The 15,406-nt window shown below is 70.6% G+C and carries 14 protein-coding genes; 5 read left to right on the forward strand and 9 right to left on the reverse strand.

Annotated elements, in window-relative coordinates:
- Positions 1 to 250 precede the first annotated feature (250 nt).
- From OHS70_RS04675 to OHS70_RS04715, 9 genes are all read right to left on the reverse strand, one after another.
- Positions 251 to 1,528 (reverse strand): hypothetical protein, encoded by a 1,278-nt coding sequence (locus OHS70_RS04675; RefSeq protein WP_328393945.1) that lies wholly within the window; start codon positions 1,526 to 1,528, stop codon positions 251 to 253.
- Positions 1,525 to 1,788 (reverse strand): hypothetical protein, encoded by a 264-nt coding sequence (locus OHS70_RS04680; protein ID WP_328393947.1) that lies wholly within the window; start codon positions 1,786 to 1,788, stop codon positions 1,525 to 1,527. The genes OHS70_RS04675 and OHS70_RS04680 overlap by 4 nt, the downstream gene beginning before the upstream one ends.
- Positions 1,785 to 2,468: a formylglycine-generating enzyme family protein gene (locus OHS70_RS04685; protein ID WP_328393949.1), complete on the reverse strand. Its 684-nt coding sequence runs from the start codon at positions 2,466 to 2,468 to the stop codon at positions 1,785 to 1,787. The genes OHS70_RS04680 and OHS70_RS04685 overlap by 4 nt, the downstream gene beginning before the upstream one ends.
- Entirely contained in the window at positions 2,408 to 3,328 is a 921-nt protein-coding gene (locus OHS70_RS04690) for a hypothetical protein (RefSeq protein WP_328393951.1), read from the reverse strand. Before OHS70_RS04690 ends, OHS70_RS04685 begins: the two co-directional genes overlap by 61 nt.
- Complete coding sequence (locus OHS70_RS04695; RefSeq protein ID WP_328393953.1) at positions 3,280 to 3,816, reverse strand: class I SAM-dependent methyltransferase; 537 nt, start codon at positions 3,814 to 3,816, stop codon at positions 3,280 to 3,282. Before OHS70_RS04695 ends, OHS70_RS04690 begins: the two co-directional genes overlap by 49 nt.
- 228 nt (positions 3,817 to 4,044) lie before the next feature.
- Complete coding sequence (locus OHS70_RS04700; RefSeq protein ID WP_328393955.1) at positions 4,045 to 5,922, reverse strand: cellulase family glycosylhydrolase; 1,878 nt, start codon at positions 5,920 to 5,922, stop codon at positions 4,045 to 4,047.
- A gap of 417 nt (positions 5,923 to 6,339) precedes the next feature.
- A complete protein-coding gene (locus OHS70_RS04705; RefSeq protein ID WP_328393957.1) occupies positions 6,340 to 6,831 on the reverse strand; it encodes a cupin domain-containing protein in 492 nt (163 codons plus the stop codon).
- A 119-nt stretch (positions 6,832 to 6,950) separates the two neighbouring features.
- Entirely contained in the window at positions 6,951 to 7,457 is a 507-nt protein-coding gene (locus tag OHS70_RS04710) for a hypothetical protein (protein WP_328393959.1), read from the reverse strand.
- A 33-nt stretch (positions 7,458 to 7,490) separates the two neighbouring features.
- Positions 7,491 to 8,324, reverse strand: coding sequence for a maleylpyruvate isomerase family mycothiol-dependent enzyme (locus tag OHS70_RS04715; RefSeq protein ID WP_443062729.1), 834 nt, complete (start codon positions 8,322 to 8,324; stop codon positions 7,491 to 7,493).
- A 470-nt stretch (positions 8,325 to 8,794) separates the two neighbouring features.
- Between OHS70_RS04715 and OHS70_RS04720 the strand changes: the two genes are divergently transcribed.
- The 5 genes from OHS70_RS04720 to OHS70_RS04740 all read left to right on the forward strand — a co-directional run bounded on the left by OHS70_RS04720 (position 8,795) and on the right by OHS70_RS04740 (position 15,149).
- Positions 8,795 to 9,442, forward strand: a complete 648-nt coding sequence (locus OHS70_RS04720; RefSeq protein ID WP_328393963.1) for a GAP family protein — start codon at positions 8,795 to 8,797, stop codon at positions 9,440 to 9,442.
- A gap of 484 nt (positions 9,443 to 9,926) precedes the next feature.
- The gene (locus OHS70_RS04725) at positions 9,927 to 12,818 is read left to right on the forward strand and encodes a SpoIIE family protein phosphatase (RefSeq protein WP_443062560.1); all 2,892 of its coding nucleotides are present in this window, start codon (positions 9,927 to 9,929) and stop codon (positions 12,816 to 12,818) included.
- Positions 12,819 to 12,963: 145 nt separating this feature from the next.
- Positions 12,964 to 14,097, forward strand: coding sequence for an ABC transporter substrate-binding protein (locus tag OHS70_RS04730; protein WP_443062561.1), 1,134 nt, complete (start codon positions 12,964 to 12,966; stop codon positions 14,095 to 14,097).
- 67 nt (positions 14,098 to 14,164) lie between these two features.
- A complete protein-coding gene (locus OHS70_RS04735; protein ID WP_328393967.1) occupies positions 14,165 to 14,872 on the forward strand; it encodes a LysR substrate-binding domain-containing protein in 708 nt (235 codons plus the stop codon).
- Between the two features lie 85 nt (positions 14,873 to 14,957).
- Complete coding sequence (locus tag OHS70_RS04740; RefSeq protein WP_328393969.1) at positions 14,958 to 15,149, forward strand: DUF6381 family protein; 192 nt, start codon at positions 14,958 to 14,960, stop codon at positions 15,147 to 15,149.
- Positions 15,150 to 15,406 lie beyond the last annotated feature (257 nt).

Consider the following 15,406-nt stretch of genomic DNA (forward strand, 5'->3'; position numbering starts at 1 on the left):
ACGTGATATTGCCCGACGTACTTGGTGCTCACTGCCTCAGCGGTGAAGTCGCGGCCGCTCAGGTCCGGGGCCTTCGCCGCGGCCCGGTCCGGGTCGTGGTGCGGTGCTTGCACCGCAGCCGCATACCGGCGAGCCCGATGGCCCGCATCAGGCAGGCGACGCATTTGTGGTTGGAGATCGTTCAACAGGGGTGCGGCCCGTGTTCTCACTCGGGATTTCGGCACGGTCCCAGGGTCGGCGGCTGAGGCGCTCAGAGCTTCCCACCACCCCGCAGGGACGACAGCACGAGCCGTCCGTACCGGGTCGTGAGTGCAGCTCCCGTGGCAAGAACGGACAGGCCGAGTGCCAGGAACAGATGCGAGGGCGCCTCGTCACCGAGCACCTGGAGTACGCCGATCGCTGTTCCGAGCGGCAGGCCCAGGGTGGTCAGGATGCCGAGGGCGCCGCTGATCTGCAGGCTCTCGCGTGTCTGGACGAGTCGGCTGTAGTCGGCGGCTTCCGCGAGAATCTCGCCGAAGCGGGCAGGCAGGCGGTGCTGGTCCTGGAAGGCGAGCAGCAGTTCGTTCGCAGGGCCGTGGGCAGTCAGATGCTGGCGCCAATAGGTGCTGCGGAACACGGCGATGTTCCGCTCCAGGGCTGCCACGCGGCGCGCGAGGCGTGGCGAGTCGAAGACGTCGGAGAGTTCGTCCGTCAACTCGTCGATGTGATCCCTCTGCAGCGAACCGAGCAGCAGTGCGTCGAGGTAGACCGTGCGCGAGTGCAGTGCGCCGAACTCGAAGAAGTCGTCCGGACCCGCGTCGGACCGGTGGCCGAGGAAAGCTGCTCCCTGACGCAGTACGAGTGCACTCCAGTCGGCCGAGATGCGGCCGGCACCGGCGAGTTGCTCGGCGGCTGTCTCGGGGGCCAGGGGGAAGTCGTCCGGGTTCGAGCGGGAGGCCAGCTGCCACAGCCAGCGGTCGGCTCCGGCGGGCAGCTCTCCTTCGGGTCCGAGGCGGTGCACCGGCGTATGTTCGGGGCCGGGTGTCATGAAGGCGACTGTGTATGGGCGGGCAATCGCGAACGGTCCGTCCCCGTGCCGTACTTCGGCGATGCCCGCGAGAAGCTCGGACGGGACCAAGGGGCCTGAGAGCGGGGCGGTCACAGGGGCCGGTCCCCTTGTCGCTATGGCACGCAGCACGGGCAGCAGGGGCCGGTCCACGCTCAGGTGCAGTACGGCCAGGGCATGATCAGGGTTCCGGGCCGTGGCCGTGCGCAGGAGCTCCATGCCGAGCAGCCGCAGCCCGTCGTGCTCGACCGCCAGCGGCTGATGCCATCGCCGGGGCCGACCGGGCGCCCCGTACAGGACGCGGGCGGAGGCGGGGGCGAAGTACGTCGACCGTGTCACGGCGTCGGTGCGGCGGCTCCCCAGCTCGAACGGGAAGGGGCCTTCCTCCCAGTCCGGTGTGTGCCGCAGCCGGACGGGCAGGACGACGGTCAGTTCCTGGCGGGCGCCGGTGACAGTGTCGAGCGCCTGCGTGGAAGCTGTCATGCGTAGTACTCCGAGGGGTCGGGCTGGTCGAGTCGGATCACGAACTCCGCCCTGCCGTAGCCTTCGGCGGAGATGTGGAAGCGGACCCGCTCCCCCGTGCGAATCGTACGGAATCCCTCGGTCACGATCTGCCGGTAGTCGAAGCTGTAGTAACGCTGGTCCTCGTCGTCCTGGACGGTGTACGAACCGACGCTGCCGTTGAGGCCTCCGCCACTCGCCCGCCGGTCGACGATCGTGCCGTGGCGCGGCCCGGCGCTCATCGTTCCGCCTTCTGTGTGCTCGGGGGTTCGGTGACGTCCTCGACGCAGCGGAAGCCGACCGCGTTACTGCCTCCGCGTTTGCGGTAGAGGCCCTTGCTGCCGGTCTGCACGGCCCGCATGGGGTTGTCGTAGCTGCCGCCGCAGATCACCCCTTCGCCTGCGTCACCGAGGCTGGTGGACGTCCATTCCCAGCAGTTGCCGACCATGTCGGCGACGCCGAACGGCGAGCTGTTACCAGCCCGTTGGTCGGCGGGTGTGACCCCGGCGCGGCGTACCGCGTCCTGGGCGAAGTCGCGGTACCAGGCCTGGTAGGTGACGACCGGGCGGCCGACCCAGAAGTCCGCGCAGTTGACGCGTGCGGCGTCGGGTTCGTCGCCCCAGGGGAAGAGGCGGCCGTCGCCGCCGCGTGCGGCGGCCTCCCATTCGAGGGACGTCGGCAGACGCTTGCCTTCGAAGGCGGCGAAGGCGTAGGCACTCCACCAGCTGACGCAGACGGCCGGGTGGGACTCGTAGCGCGGGTTCTCGTAGTAGTCGGGGACGCGCAGGCGGTCCGTCCAAGGATGGTGCGTGACGTTGGCCGGCTGTTCGGGGTGGTCCCAGGCGGACCTGCCGTCGCTGTTCAGCGCTTCGAGGAAGCGGCGGTAGCGTCCGACGGTGACGGCGTTCCGGTCGAAGCGCACCGGTCGGTCCACGCGGCGGAGCAGCGCCGCTCCGCTGGGCCGACGAGATACGTCCCCGCGGGCAGTACGCAGTCCTCACCGGCGGGTGCGGCAGGCGACCCGGCAAGGAAGGCCCGGACCTGCTCGGTGAGGAACGCGCTGCCCGGAATCTCGGCGGCCGCATCCCGGTGCGCGGGTTCCGCAAGATAGCGGGCGGCCAGGAGTTCCTGGTAGGCGGTGTGGACGAAGGCGACGTGTTCGGGCCCGGCCGGGCGCAGCAGCGGGGCGAGTACGCAAGCGTCGAACTCCAGGCGGCCGTCCGTGAACGCCGATGCTCCGAGCAGTCGGTGCAGGTCGAGGAGCGAGAAGACCGTCCGGTCCGCGAGGAAGGCCCGGCCGAACGCCTCAGGCAGGAGCTGCCCGAGATCAGGTCGGCCCGCGTCGGCAAGGATGCGGTTGATGTGGGTGCCCAGGATGTCGGCGAGCGGCCGGCCACCGGGCAGGTCGAGTGCCGCGGTGAGGTGCTTCTCCAGTGGTGTGGCGTCGGGTTCGGCGAGACGCACGACATGGAAGTGCGGAACGAGCGCCGGGTCGACCCCATTGGCGTACAGCTGCTCGACCAGCTGCTCGGAGCGGCCCGCGCCACTGTCCAGCAGTTGGCGGACCTGCGGCGAGTCGGCCAGGAACGACACCCGTGAGCTCATGACCACCGCGGACTCGGCGGACAGGACGGCCGCGAGATCCGCGAAGAGCCGCAGGAAGCCGGCGGGGCTCGGTTCCTGGACTCCCTCGTCGACGGCATCGAGGACGCAGAGCGCGGTGCCGGAGCGGATCAGGTAGAGAAAGAGGTCGTAGGCACGGGGGCGGTCCTCGGCCGCCATCGACGGGGCGAGGAGACGGCCCGCGTACTCCGCGAAGGGTTCGTCCTTCGGTTTGAGGCCGAGGTCGAAGTAGAAGCGGAAGCGGCGGGTCTCGGAGTCGACAGCGAGGGAGCGCAGCAGGGTGCTCTTGCCGCTGCCGGGGCGGCGAGCTGCTCGTACGGGAGGGCACAGCGCTGCTCGGCGATGTCCTCGGCAGAGGCGACGACGGGCGTCAGGCCGTCCGGTGGCGGTGTGCCGAGCCGGCGCAGCATCGCGGAGGACGGGTCAACGCACAGGATCGGGTGGCGGGGTTGCAGCACGTTGAGGACCTCGCGGGCGAACAGGCCCGTGCCGGAGCCGATGTCGGCGATCCGGTCGGCCGGGGTGAGGCGCAGCGCCTCGGCGATACGGGCGGACATCCACGGGATGTAGTCGGGCCCGTAGACCCAGTGCTCGTCGTACTCGGCGGCAAGCTCCTCGTAGTGGCCCCGCACATCGCGCCGCTCCACGATCCCCCTCGTGCGTCACTGCTTCTGCTGTACCGACCAGCGACAGGCTATCGCGGGGTGCCGATTCGGCAACAGCGCGTAATGCGCCGCCAAGGTGACCTTGCTCGGAACGCGAGCCACTGCAGGATGCGTTCGGACAATTGACTGCGGCGCACCGCAGTGCTCCCCCGGCCCCACCGGCATCTGTGGCGGCTTGTAGCCCGATCCATTGGCCAGCGCCCGGAGGACTCAGCCGCCGTTCGCGGCCCACGCTGCCAGTTCGGCGCGTGTCGACTGAAGCGCGTCCGGTGAGGGGGCCGTCGTGCCGTTGGTTATCAGCGCGAAGTGGAGGTTACTCGAGGCGGACGAAGTGAGGAGCAGGCGGCGGCTGCCTGTGCCGCCCGGCTCGGGGGCCACCGCAATCGGCTTGCCCGCTTCGTACGGCGGAAGTCCGTGCAGCGCCCCCAGATCCGAGACGACCGTCGTCCGCTCCGGCGCGAAGGATGCCGGCAGGTGCAGTTCCGTCGGGGACGCCGAGCCGTCCGAGCGCCACAGCAGCAGCCCGTACTGACCCGAACCCACCAGCTCGCGGACGTGCGGCAGCGAGGCCGGGACCGGGTTCCACGTCAGGGTGGTCGAGCCGTCGCGGGAGCGGTCCTCGTATGTGAAGGCCAGCACGCGGCCCGCGGTGGCGCTCGGGTAGAGGCGGTCCAGGAGGCGTGCGTCCTGGCGGAGGACCGGGGCGCCCGTGTCGTCGAGGCGGACCGCGGACAGATCCTCGTCGTTCCAGGCATCGCCTGCCGTCAGGACCTTGTCCGGGTTGCCGTTCATGAGTTCGTGGTGGCGGCCGTTGTAGATGTCCCACTGCCATTGGGTGCTGGACAGGACGGCTCCCGAGTCCTGGGGGCGTGACCACCAACTCGCGCCGGGCTGACGGGAGTCGATGGCCTGGTACATGGCCTTCAGGACCGTGGGCGCCTTGTCGGAGACCGTGCCGGTGAGGGGGTGGCCGAACTCGCTGACGATCGCCGCCGTCCCGGCGCCCGCCGCGCGGTCGCGGACCGTACCGAAGTCACCGGCGTACTGGCCGTCCTTCGCCTTGCCCCACATGAAGATGCCGGAGATGGCTTTCTGGTCGTAGAAGTGGGTGTTGAAAACATAGCGCGGGCCGAGGGCCGATCCGGCGTCGAGGAGGCCGCCTTCCTGTTTCTGGAAGTCGAGGTTGGCGTTCCAGAAGAGGTTCGGCTCGACGAAGGCGGGCTTGTCGTGCCACCCTGCCGCGTCCATCCGGGCGCGGAACTTCTCGTAGAACGGCCAGAGCAGGTCCCGTTCCCAGGCGCGGCTGCTCTGGCCGGAGTCGTATGTCCCCGCGTGCGGTTCGTTGTACGGGTCGAAGCCGACGACCCCCGCGAACTCTGCGGGCGTGAGGTGCTCGGCGAGATACGACATCGTGGTCTGGGCCGTGGTCAAAAAGGCGTCCTGGATGCCGCCCCTGTTGTGCCAGAAGTCGTATGTCGCCCGCGTCACGGCCTGGTTCTGGGTGATGTTCTGGCCCCAGAAAAGGCAGATCCCGCACGACTCTCGCGGGTAACCGCCCGCCTCGACGACCCACTTGGGCGCTCCGTCGCCCGTGTACCAGCTGCCCCCGTGGAAGAGGTGTCGGGAGAAGAGGTCCTGGTGGAAGTCGGGGTACACGCGGATGCCCGCCCGGAGGAAGGCACGCATCTGCGCCGTGACGGCGGCGAGGTAGGCGTGGTCGATCTGACCGCGTGCGGGTTCGGCATGGGCCCAGGAGAGAAGGAAGCGAGCGGCGTTTCCGCCGCCGAGGGTGCGCAGCGCGGCCGCGGACTTCTCGGCGTCGGCGACGGATGCGAAGGGGAGGCCGCCGTTCTCCTCGAGCTTGGTCTCGCCGGAGACGTTGTAGCCGCGCAGGACGACTTCGCGGCCGAGACCGTCGACGAAGCGGCCGTCCTCGACGGTGAACGAGGCCGCGGCCCGGTCGTCGAACCAGAGCCGGCCGGGCGGCGGTTCAGCGGCGGACGACGAGACTCCGGCCGCCGCGGACACAGCCAGCGACGCGGTCACGAGGATGAGGACACCGAGCAGTCGCACGGGCAGCTTTGCCATGCGCCTCACGTTTACTGACTGACCGTCAGGTGTCAATGTGCGCTGCGGTACCAGCTGACGTGATCAGGCCGGTGCGCCTGCGGTCAGCCTCCCGTGCGTCGCCTCTGGGGAGGAGGCGGTACTGGTACCGGCGGGGTGAGGACAGGGAAGACAGCAGACCACGCAGCAGTTGGCGGGCGTGGACAGCAGCCGTGTTCGCGGTGCTTGCGGGCGCCGACCCGGCCTGGCGGTCGAATTCCACTGTCCGGGCTGGACGTCGGTACCTGGAGCCTGCCTTCTGGGTGGCGGTGACGAGGGCGTCCCCTATCACGGTGCGAAGCGTGCGGGTCGGGCGCCGTCAGGCGGTGAGCGCCACGGCGCGCTCACCGCCTGACGGCGAGCCCGGTGCATGTCTCCGCTCACAGTCCGGCCGGCAGGCTACTGCGGTATGTCCGAGGGAGTTGGGCAGGAGCTGGTGCGGTAACGGCTGCGGAGTTCGGCCAGGAGCTCGTCGGTCGCCTTGGCACCGGCGCTCACGGCGGCGTGGACGTCGCGGAAGTAGTTTTCGTAGCCGGCCGGAGTGTAGAGGCACAGGGCACGTGCGGGGACCGCGCCCGCGTTGCGGAAGCCGTGCGGGGTGCCGCGGGTGGCGGCGAGCACATGCCCGGGGCCGACCGTCACCTCGCCGTCTCCGGTGTGGAGTGTCAGTTCGCCCTCGAGGACGTAGAAGTACTCGTCGTGTCCTTCGTGCACGTGTGGCCTGGCACCGATGGTGCCGGGGGCGAGGCTGAACTCCTCGAAGGCGAAGTGCCCGTCTGTGTGCTCGGCGGTGAGCCGGAAGAAATGCTCGACACCGGCGACGTCGATGAGTTCGCCGTCCTGAGGACGGCGAAGGAGCGGGCGTACATGGGTTCGGACCTGATCAGTCATGGCTGCATTGTGGCCCAGCCGTCCTCGACCGACGCGGGGTGAATCCCCCGCACAAGTCCGGTGAGCCTGCTGGGTCACGGCAGTCGAGGCGGCCGGTGACCTCGCCGCCGGACCGCGCCTCATCGGAGGGGGTGTCGCCGTTGCTTCACGTCCGGTGGCTCGAACATCAGGCCGTTCTCATCGAGGGCGTTGTACACAGTGACCCGCCCGTGGGGGAAGACGAAGCTGACATCGACCGCTCCTTGAGCCATGCCCTTCCCGGTCAACTCAAGGAGTTCGACGCTCTCGAGAGTCTGCCCTTGCAAGCGCCTCAGCTCGGTGAGCGGGTTCTCGCGCCACTGCAGCTCGAAGCCGGGCCAGCGGACGGCCGCGTGGGGATCGATCGCGTTCCAGGTGATCGAGACATCGTCGAACTTCCAGTGGTTGATCTCAATCTGCTCACCTGCGAAGTCCAGCAGAACGGGACAGTCGCAGAACCACTCGTCGTCCTCGACGTCCCAGACCAGCCAGGTGCGGGTGAGTGTGCGGCCTACGAGGCCACGCAGCCGATCGGCGTGGGCAGCCGTGACGGCCTTGTGGCCGCTCAGCCACAGCGGGCGGAAGTCCGCGATCCCGAAATCGAACATGGGTGGAGTCTGCCAAGTACAGCCCGGGTGAGCTCACGGCGCCGTGAACAGCGTCGGGAACCTGGGAGCCAGCCACGGCTTGCGCCCCCATGCCAGCACCCGACCCCGGGCGATCGCGCCCCACTGCTCGCAGCGGCCCAGTGCCATCAGCAGGAACGTGACCGGCTCGATCAGGATCGTGCAGTCGGGGTGGCTCGGGGCGTCGCTGCTCACGACGACGGCACCGTCCGTGAACGTGGCGCCGAAGCCGGCGCCGCCCCGCATGCGGACCCGGTAGCGGGCATTCAGGCCGGCCGTGGCGGCGGGGTTCGTCACCCGGGGCATGGCCGTGATCATGAAGGGCAGGGTGAGCTCCACCCGGGCGGCGTCGATCATGTGCGGGCGGCCCGCCGCGCGTGCGAGGTCGTAGCCGTGACCGAGCATGTGTGTCAGCAGGTACGAGCCCAGCTCCACCCGGCTCATCGCGCCCAGCGGAGTGCGCACGGTCCCGTCAGTCCCGCCCTGGTCCATCGCGGTGAGGTACGCCTCCGCCTGCGCCACGATCATCTCGGCCAGCGGTTCGGCCCCGCGCTCCGCGAACTCGGCGAGGGCGCGCTCATTGGCCTCGGCCAGGCTCTGCGGCGTGCCGTCGCCGTGGCTGCGCTCGCTGCCGGCCGCGATGTCGGCCATCAGCTCGTTGGCCTGCGCCAGATGCGCCGCCGCCTCCCCGATGGTCCACTCCGACCGGGGCACCGGCGCCCCTGTGTCGGCGACCCCGCGCAGCAGCGCGGCGATGTCCTCGGCGGTGTTGCGTATCGCGTCCGCGAGTCCGTCGGGCAGGGTGCCTCGTACGTCCTGGCCGGTCACTGATTCCACGCTGCTCCCCATCACCCTCGGCCACGCGGACGCGTGCAACTCGTCGGCAGGGCCCTCGTCGGCTGCCGCGTACACAAGACCAGGTCACGGGGCTGGTGACAAGGGTGTCAGCGACGAAATCGGGGCAGGCGGAGCGAAGCATCCACCGACGCGGCGAGGCGTGGCCGTACAGGGAGGCAACCGCTCCCCGCTGTGACCCCGAGACGCAAAAGACCCCAGCCCAGCTGGGGTCTCGACAAGGGTGCGACGTTGGTGATCGTGACGCTGACACTGGTCACGGTGCCGATGCTTTCCGCACGCCGGGGAGCACGAGGAAATCCACGGCGGGCGACGCCGCCGGATCCACCGAGCCGTGTGGCATCCTCGGGGAAATCGCCCGGGCCCCTGCCCGGAGCTCCCGACCCGGCACAGGCGAGCACACGCGCGACAAGGCGGCTGGTTCGTGCACACACGTATGACAAAGGCGGCAGAAGGCGGTACCCGTGGCGTCCGGTGAGGTCGTGTTCTTCGCGGCGGTGATCGCCGTGTCGCCGTTCACTCTTATCCCCGCGCTCTTCATGCAGTTCACCCCCCGCCCCCGAGCGGCCAGCAGTGCCTTCCTGGCCGGCTGGGTCATCGGGATCGTCGTGCCCGCGGGCGCGTGCGCCGTGCTGGCTTCCGTCGTCCAGCGTCCCGCGGAGGGGCCTGCCTGGGTCGCCTGGGCCAGAGTGGTGCTGGGGTCGCTTCTGATCCTCTTCGGGCTCCGGCAGTGGCTGACCAGGCACGGCAGGGCGGCGCCGGGCTGGATGCGGCTTCTCGCCGATGCAAGCCCGTCCAAGGCGTTCCGGCTCGGACTGCTGCTCTCGGTGGCCAACCCGAAGATTCTCCTTCTCTCCGCTGCCGCCGGCCTTGCGGTCGGGGCGGCCGAGCCCCCGACCACGAACGCCGTGGTGGCCTTCGCGGTGTTCACCGTCTGCGCCGCCAGCACCGTGGCCCTGCCCGTGGTGCTCCATGTGCTGCTGGGCGAGCGGGTCCTCGCCCCCCTGAGCAGGGTCAGACTGTGGTTGGAGAAGCGGGCAGCCGGAGTGATGGCCGTGGTGATCGCCGCCATCGGGGTTCTCGTGCTCTGCGAAGGAGTCGTCAGGCTCTGAGAGGCACTCCTCCCGTCGCCCGGTCCTGGTCTTCGTCGGCCTTGCCGTGTTCAACGTCCTCATGCGCAACCGAGACTGACGCGGACGTGGCCCTGGCAGGCACCCTCATAACGCAGACACGGTGGGGCATGGGACGCATCCCCGAGCGGACGGTCCCGAAGCGGGCGTCGGCCCGGACGCGGCGGCAAGGGACGGCCGGCGACGGAAGCCGTGGGCGCCGGCGCGGGGAGCGGGAGCCCGGTCTCGGAGCAGCAGGCGCTGCACGGGGCCGGGGCGGGCGGCGAGCGGCGGGCAGCGCGAACAGCCGCTGCCCCGCTGAAAGTTGCAGGCAGTACCACACCGCGCGCGCCCGACTCGCGGCGTCCGGCTTTGAAGGCCGGACGCCGTCCGGGCGCGGCGGGCCGAAACGCCCGGCGGCTCCACCGCGACCGGCCCTCACACAGATCGTCCCGTGATCGGTAGCCGAAAACGATAGAAATGTTCTATGCAGGAATTTTTTGGGCGAATCAGGCGTGGATCGCCGAAGTCGCCCGGGAGTGATCACGCGTCCGGTCGGCCGGACCGTCCGGGACAAGGCCGTCAGGAGCAGCAGGAACCGAAGCACGGCGTGCCGCCCGGCCGGTGGAGCGCGCGGCGGTGGCTGCGGCGTCTGCGTTCCCTGCTGAGCGTGCGCAGCCTCGCCGGCCAGGTGTTCCTGCTGCAACTGACGGTCGTGGTGCTGGTCGTCGCCGCCGCGCTGGTGGCCCTCGTCGTACAGGCGCGCCGCGACAGCATGGCGGAGGCCCGGCACCGGACGCTCACCGCGGCCCAGACGTTCGCGAAATCACCGGGGATCCTGACGGCATTGGAGAGTTCCGACCCCTCCGCGGCGCTGCAGCCGAGCGCCGAGGCGGTCCGCAGGGCCGCCGGCGTCGACGCCATCATCGTCTACCGGCAGGACGGGATCGCCCTCACCCACAGCGACCCGAACCAGATCGGGAAGCACGTCATCGGCCCCTACGCGGAAGCGGCGGCAGGAAAGTCCTTCACCAGAACCTTCCACGGGGCCCTGGGGCTTTCCGTGATCTCGGCCGTCCCCGTCAGGGACACCGGCGGTTCGGTCGTCGCCATCGTCTCCTCCGTCGTCACGGTGGGAAAGGTGCAGGACAGGGTGAACCAGCAACTGCCGGTCCTTTTCGGGGTCGCGGCCGGGTCACTCGCCCTCGCCGCGGGCGGGTCGGCACTGGTGAGCCGTCGCCTCCAGAGGCAGACCCACGGCCTGGGCCCGGCCGAGATGACCCGGATGTACGAGCACCACGACGCGGTCCTGCACGCCGTACGGGAAGGGGTGCTGATCATCGGGGGCGACGGCCGGCTGCTGCTGGCCAACGACGAGGCCCGCCGCCTGCTGGACCTGCCGAAGGACGCGGAACACCGCCATGTGAGCGCGCTGGGGCAGAACGCCGACCTCGCCGAGCTGCTCACATCCGATCGCCCGGCCACCGACGAGGTGCACCTGGCGGCCGACCGGCTCCTCGCAGTCAACAAGCGGTTCACCGCCTCCCAGGGACCGGCGAGCAGGGTGGTGACGCTGCGGGACACCACCGAGCTGCAGGCCCTCTCCGGCCGGGCCGAGACGGCCCGCCAGCGGCTGCAACTGCTCTACGACGCCGGTGTGCGGATCGGGACCACCCTGGATGTCACGCGCACCGCCCAGGAACTCGCGGAGGTCGCGGTCCCCCGCTTCGCCGACGTCGTCACCGTCGAGCTCCTGGACCCGGTCCTGCACGGCGAGGAGCCCTCCGGCGTGAGCACCGAGATGCGCCGCACCGCCGTCGTCGGCCTGGAGGGGGACCATCTCCTCTACCCGGCCGGCAAGCTGATCCGCTTCGTCGCCGCCCACCCCGCGGCCGCGGGCGCGACCGACGGCCGAGCGGTCCTGGTGGAGGACCTGAGCGCCTCCGAGGGCTGGCGGGCCCAGGACCCCGACCGCGCCCGCCGGGTCCTGGACCACGGTATCCACTCCCTGATCGTGGTCCCGCTGCGCGCCCGGGGAGTGGTGCTCGGAACGGCCCACTACTGGCGGGCGAACGCCTCCCCGCCGTTCGAGGAGGAGGACGTGTCCTTCGCCGAGGAGCTGGGCGCCCGGGCGGCGGTGTGCATCGACAACGCCCGCCGCTACACCCGCGAGCACACCATGGCCGTCACGCTGCAGCGCAGTCTGCTGCCCAGCCGGGTGCCCGAGCAGACGGCCCTGGATGTGGCCTACCGCTATCTGCCCGCCCGGGCCGGGGTGGGCGGGGACTGGTTCGACATCATCCCGCTGTCCGGTGCCCGGGTCGCGCTGGTCGTCGGTGACGTCGTGGGTCACGGCCTGCACGCGGCCGCCACCATGGGCCGACTGCGCACCGCCGTGCACAACTTCTCCGTCCTGGACGTCCCGCCGGAGGAACTGCTGGGCCGGGTCGACGACCTGGTGGCCCAGATCGACAACGACGAGGGCGCCGCCGACGGGGAAGGCCAGGGGATCACCGGCGCGACCTGCCTGTACGCCGTCTACGATCCCGCCTCCGGGCAGCTGGCGGTCGCCACCGCCGGCCATCCCGGGCCGGCGGTGGTCCACCCCGACGGGACCGTGGACTTCCCCCAGCTGCCGATCTCCCCGCCGCTGGGCCTCGGGGCCGGACTGCCCGGCGAGAGCGCCGAGCTGACCGTGCCCGAGGGGTCCCGGCTGGTCCTCTACACCGACGGGCTGATCGAGGACCGGGACCGAGACCTGGACGTCGGCCTGGCGGCCCTGCGCGACGCGCTGGCCGGGCCCGGCCGCTCCCCGGAGGACACCTGTGCCGCGGTCGTCGAGGCCATGATGCCCGACCGGCCCCGGGACGACATCGCGCTGCTGGTGGCCCGCACGCACCGGCTCGACCCCACCCGGATCGCCGAATGGCAGGTGCCCCGCGACCCGGCGGCGGTCGCCCCGGTCCGCGCCGCCTGCGTCCGCCGGCTCCATCAATGGGGCCTCGGGCAGGTCGACTTCGCCGCCGAGCTCGTCCTCAGCGAGCTGATCACCAACGCCATCCACTACGGCACCGATCCCGTCACCGTTCGGCTCCTCCGCGACCGGGCCCTGATCTGCGAGGTCTCCGACGGCAGCAGCACCTCGCCACGACTGCGGCGGGCCAAGGTCACCGACGAGGGCGGCCGCGGACTCTTCCTGGTGGCCCGGTTCACCGAACGCTGGGGCACCCGCTACACGCCCACCGGCAAGGTCATCTGGGCCGAACTGCCCCTCCACGGCGGCGCCGGCCCGTCGGTGGAGGGACTCGCCGAGATCCTGCTCGACGAGGAGGAAGCGCTTTCCGGCGAAGGCCGGGAGCAGGACGGCGCGGCAGGGTGAGGGGCATCGCGAAGTCGCCGTACGAACGCTCGCCCGGCACGCCCCACGGGCCGGGTCACGGCTTCCGGCCCGCCGCCGCTCCCCCGGCCGGGGCGGCCGGTTCCCGACCTTGCTCGTTCCTGACCCCCTGTGTCCTGGAGCAATCGTGACTGCACCTCGTGTCCGGACAGCGGCCGTCGCAGGCTGCCTCACTCTCCTGCTCCTGAGCGGCTGCACCGAGACGCCGAAGGCCACGCCCGTGAAGCCGGCGGTCGCCACCTCCGCAGAGGAGGCGGGGGGCATGGGCATGCTGATCGCCGCGGCGATGAAAGAGGGCGCGCTCAACGCGATCGCGCTTCCCCGGGACTGGGCCAACTACGGCGGTCTGATCGACGGCTTCGAGAAGAAGTACGGGATCGACGTCACGGTCGCAGATCCCCAGGGCTCCAGCCAGGACGAGATCGACGCCATCAAGAAGAGCGGGAAACGCGCCGACGCCCCCGACGTCATCGACGTGGGGGACACATTCGCGCGGACAGCGGCCCGGCAGAACCTGCTCGCGCCGTACCGGGTCGCCGCGTACGACTCGATCCCTGACAACCAGAAGGACGACAAGGCGCGCTGGTACAACAACTACGGCGGCTACATCTCCATCGGCTGCGACGCCGGCCGCGTCAAGCCCTGCCCCCGGACCTTCGCCGATCTGCTGGACCCCCGGTACAAGGGGAAGGTCTCGCTCGACGGCGACCCCACCCGTTCCAGCACCGCCTTCGCCGGCGTCTACGCCGCCGCCCTCGCGAACGGGGGGTCCTTCGACGACATCCGCCCCGGCCTCGACTTCTTCGCCGAGCTCAACGACCGAGGCAACTTCAACCCCGTCGAGTCCACCTCGGCCGCGGTCGAGACCGGCAGGACCCCCATCAGCATCGACTGGGACTACGTCAACCTCGACTACGCGGACCGGTTCCGCGCCAAGGGCGTGGACTGGCGGGTCGCCATCCCCTTCGACGGCAGCTATGCCCAGTACTACGCCCTGGCCGTCAACAGGAACGCCCCGCACCCGGCGGCAGCCCGCCTGTGGCAGGAGTACCTCTTCAGCGTGGCGGGCCAGAACCTCCGGCTCAAGGGCTTCGCCCGCCCTGTGCTGATGGAGACCATGCGCGAGGACGGCACCCTCGACGAGACCGCCGCGGCAATACTGCCGACGGTCGAGGGGGAGCCCCAGTTCCCCACGGACGCGCAACTGGAGAAGGCGAGGGTGACGGTCGAACGGGGCTGGGCGAAGGCCGTGGGCGGCTGAACACGTCGCGTCCGATGCGCTCCGAACCCCTTGTCCTGGCCCGGCCGTCCGGAACACAGATCACCCGGTGCACTCGATCAAGGTGTCCCGGACGAGCCTGAAGGCCCTGGCCGCCTTCACGACCGAACGCCCTGCCGTACGCGTCGAGTTCACCGAGGACGTCTCCCCGCGTCTGCTGCCCCGTCTCCTCGACGGCGAACTCGACGTCGCCGTCCTCACCGACTACCCGCCGGGCCTGCCGGCGCGCGAGGGCCTGCACGCGACCCACCTCCTGGACGACGAACTGCTGTGCGCGCTGCCGAGCAGCCACCGCCTGGCGAACGCGGACCCGGACGCCGGGGACCTCGACCTCGCCGAACTGGCCGACGAGTCCTGGGTCGAGGACTACGCGGGTTCGGCCTCCGCCCTCGCCGCGGCATGCGCCCGCGCCGGGTTCACGCCCCGCATCGACATCCCGTGCGGCGGCCGGCTCGGCAAACGGGCATTCGTGGCCGCCGGCCTCGGCGTCCTCCTGGCACCCGCTCTCCTCCTCCCGGCCCTCCGCCCCGACCTGGCCGTCCGCCGCCTGCGTGAACCCCCGTACCGCAGCGTCTACGCGGTGGTCCAGGAGCGCCACTCGGCACCTTCCGAGGCCTCCGCCGCGTTCGTCGAGGCCCTTGCCCGCACCGATACGGTGCGGGCATGTCCACCCGCCGCTTCCACGGCGAACCAGGGAACGAAGGCGACGCTGCTCCACCGAGGGCTTGGCGATGAGGGCCAGGAGCTGCGCGGATAGCGGCGGGTGACCGTTCGATATGCGCGTTCGCGGCGACACTGCTTCGCTGATGGGGCCCGCTCTCCCCCGATCTCTAGGAGTGATCATGAGCGTTGCAGGTGAATCCGGCGGCCGTGCCCAGCAGATGCGTGCGAAGGCGCAGGAACTGAAGGAAGCGGCGGAGCGTGCCACCGACCCGCAGGAGCGCCAGAAGCTTCAGGAGAAGGCGCGCCGCATGCAGGAGCAGAGCGAGCAGGAGATCCGCAAGGGCAGCCAGGGCCTGGACCCCATGAAGTAGCGGGCCCGCTGACACCGGCCGGCAGCCTTCTCGTCCCAGGACGCGATGGCTGCCGGCTGGATCTCTGCGGAACCTGAGCAGGGCGGGAACCTACTCGTGCCGATTTAGCCCATTTGGTGGGTTTAGGGCGATATTTCGGGTGCTGGTGCCGTCTCATGGGCTTGACCACTACCGCGTTCGGACGGAGGTGCCCGATGTACAGCATGCGCGCCGAACCGCTGGCGACGAAGGCCGGCCTTGGAGTGGTGCGGCACGCT

The organism is Streptomyces sp. NBC_00390 (assembly GCF_036057275.1).
Lineage (GTDB): Bacteria > Actinomycetota > Actinomycetes > Streptomycetales > Streptomycetaceae > Streptomyces.

Excerpts from the sequence above, each read along its gene's own strand:
- OHS70_RS04680 (WP_328393947.1), bottom strand. The coding sequence starts at position 1,788 with ATGAGCGCCGGGCCGCGCCACGGCACGATCGTCGACCGGCGGGCGAGT.
- OHS70_RS04700 (WP_328393955.1), bottom strand. The coding sequence starts at position 5,922 with ATGGCAAAGCTGCCCGTGCGACTGCTCGGTGTCCTCATCCTCGTGACC.
- OHS70_RS04705 (WP_328393957.1), bottom strand. The coding sequence starts at position 6,831 with ATGACTGATCAGGTCCGAACCCATGTACGCCCGCTCCTTCGCCGTCCT.
- OHS70_RS04690 (WP_328393951.1), bottom strand. The coding sequence starts at position 3,328 with ATGGCGGCCGAGGACCGCCCCCGTGCCTACGACCTCTTTCTCTACCTG.
- OHS70_RS04740 (WP_328393969.1), top strand. The coding sequence starts at position 14,958 with ATGAGCGTTGCAGGTGAATCCGGCGGCCGTGCCCAGCAGATGCGTGCG.
- OHS70_RS04725 (WP_443062560.1), top strand. The coding sequence starts at position 9,927 with ATGCAGGAATTTTTTGGGCGAATCAGGCGTGGATCGCCGAAGTCGCCC.
- OHS70_RS04715 (WP_443062729.1), bottom strand. The coding sequence starts at position 8,324 with ATGGGGAGCAGCGTGGAATCAGTGACCGGCCAGGACGTACGAGGCACC.
- OHS70_RS04675 (WP_328393945.1), bottom strand. The coding sequence starts at position 1,528 with ATGACAGCTTCCACGCAGGCGCTCGACACTGTCACCGGCGCCCGCCAG.
- OHS70_RS04710 (WP_328393959.1), bottom strand. The coding sequence starts at position 7,457 with ATGTTCGATTTCGGGATCGCGGACTTCCGCCCGCTGTGGCTGAGCGGC.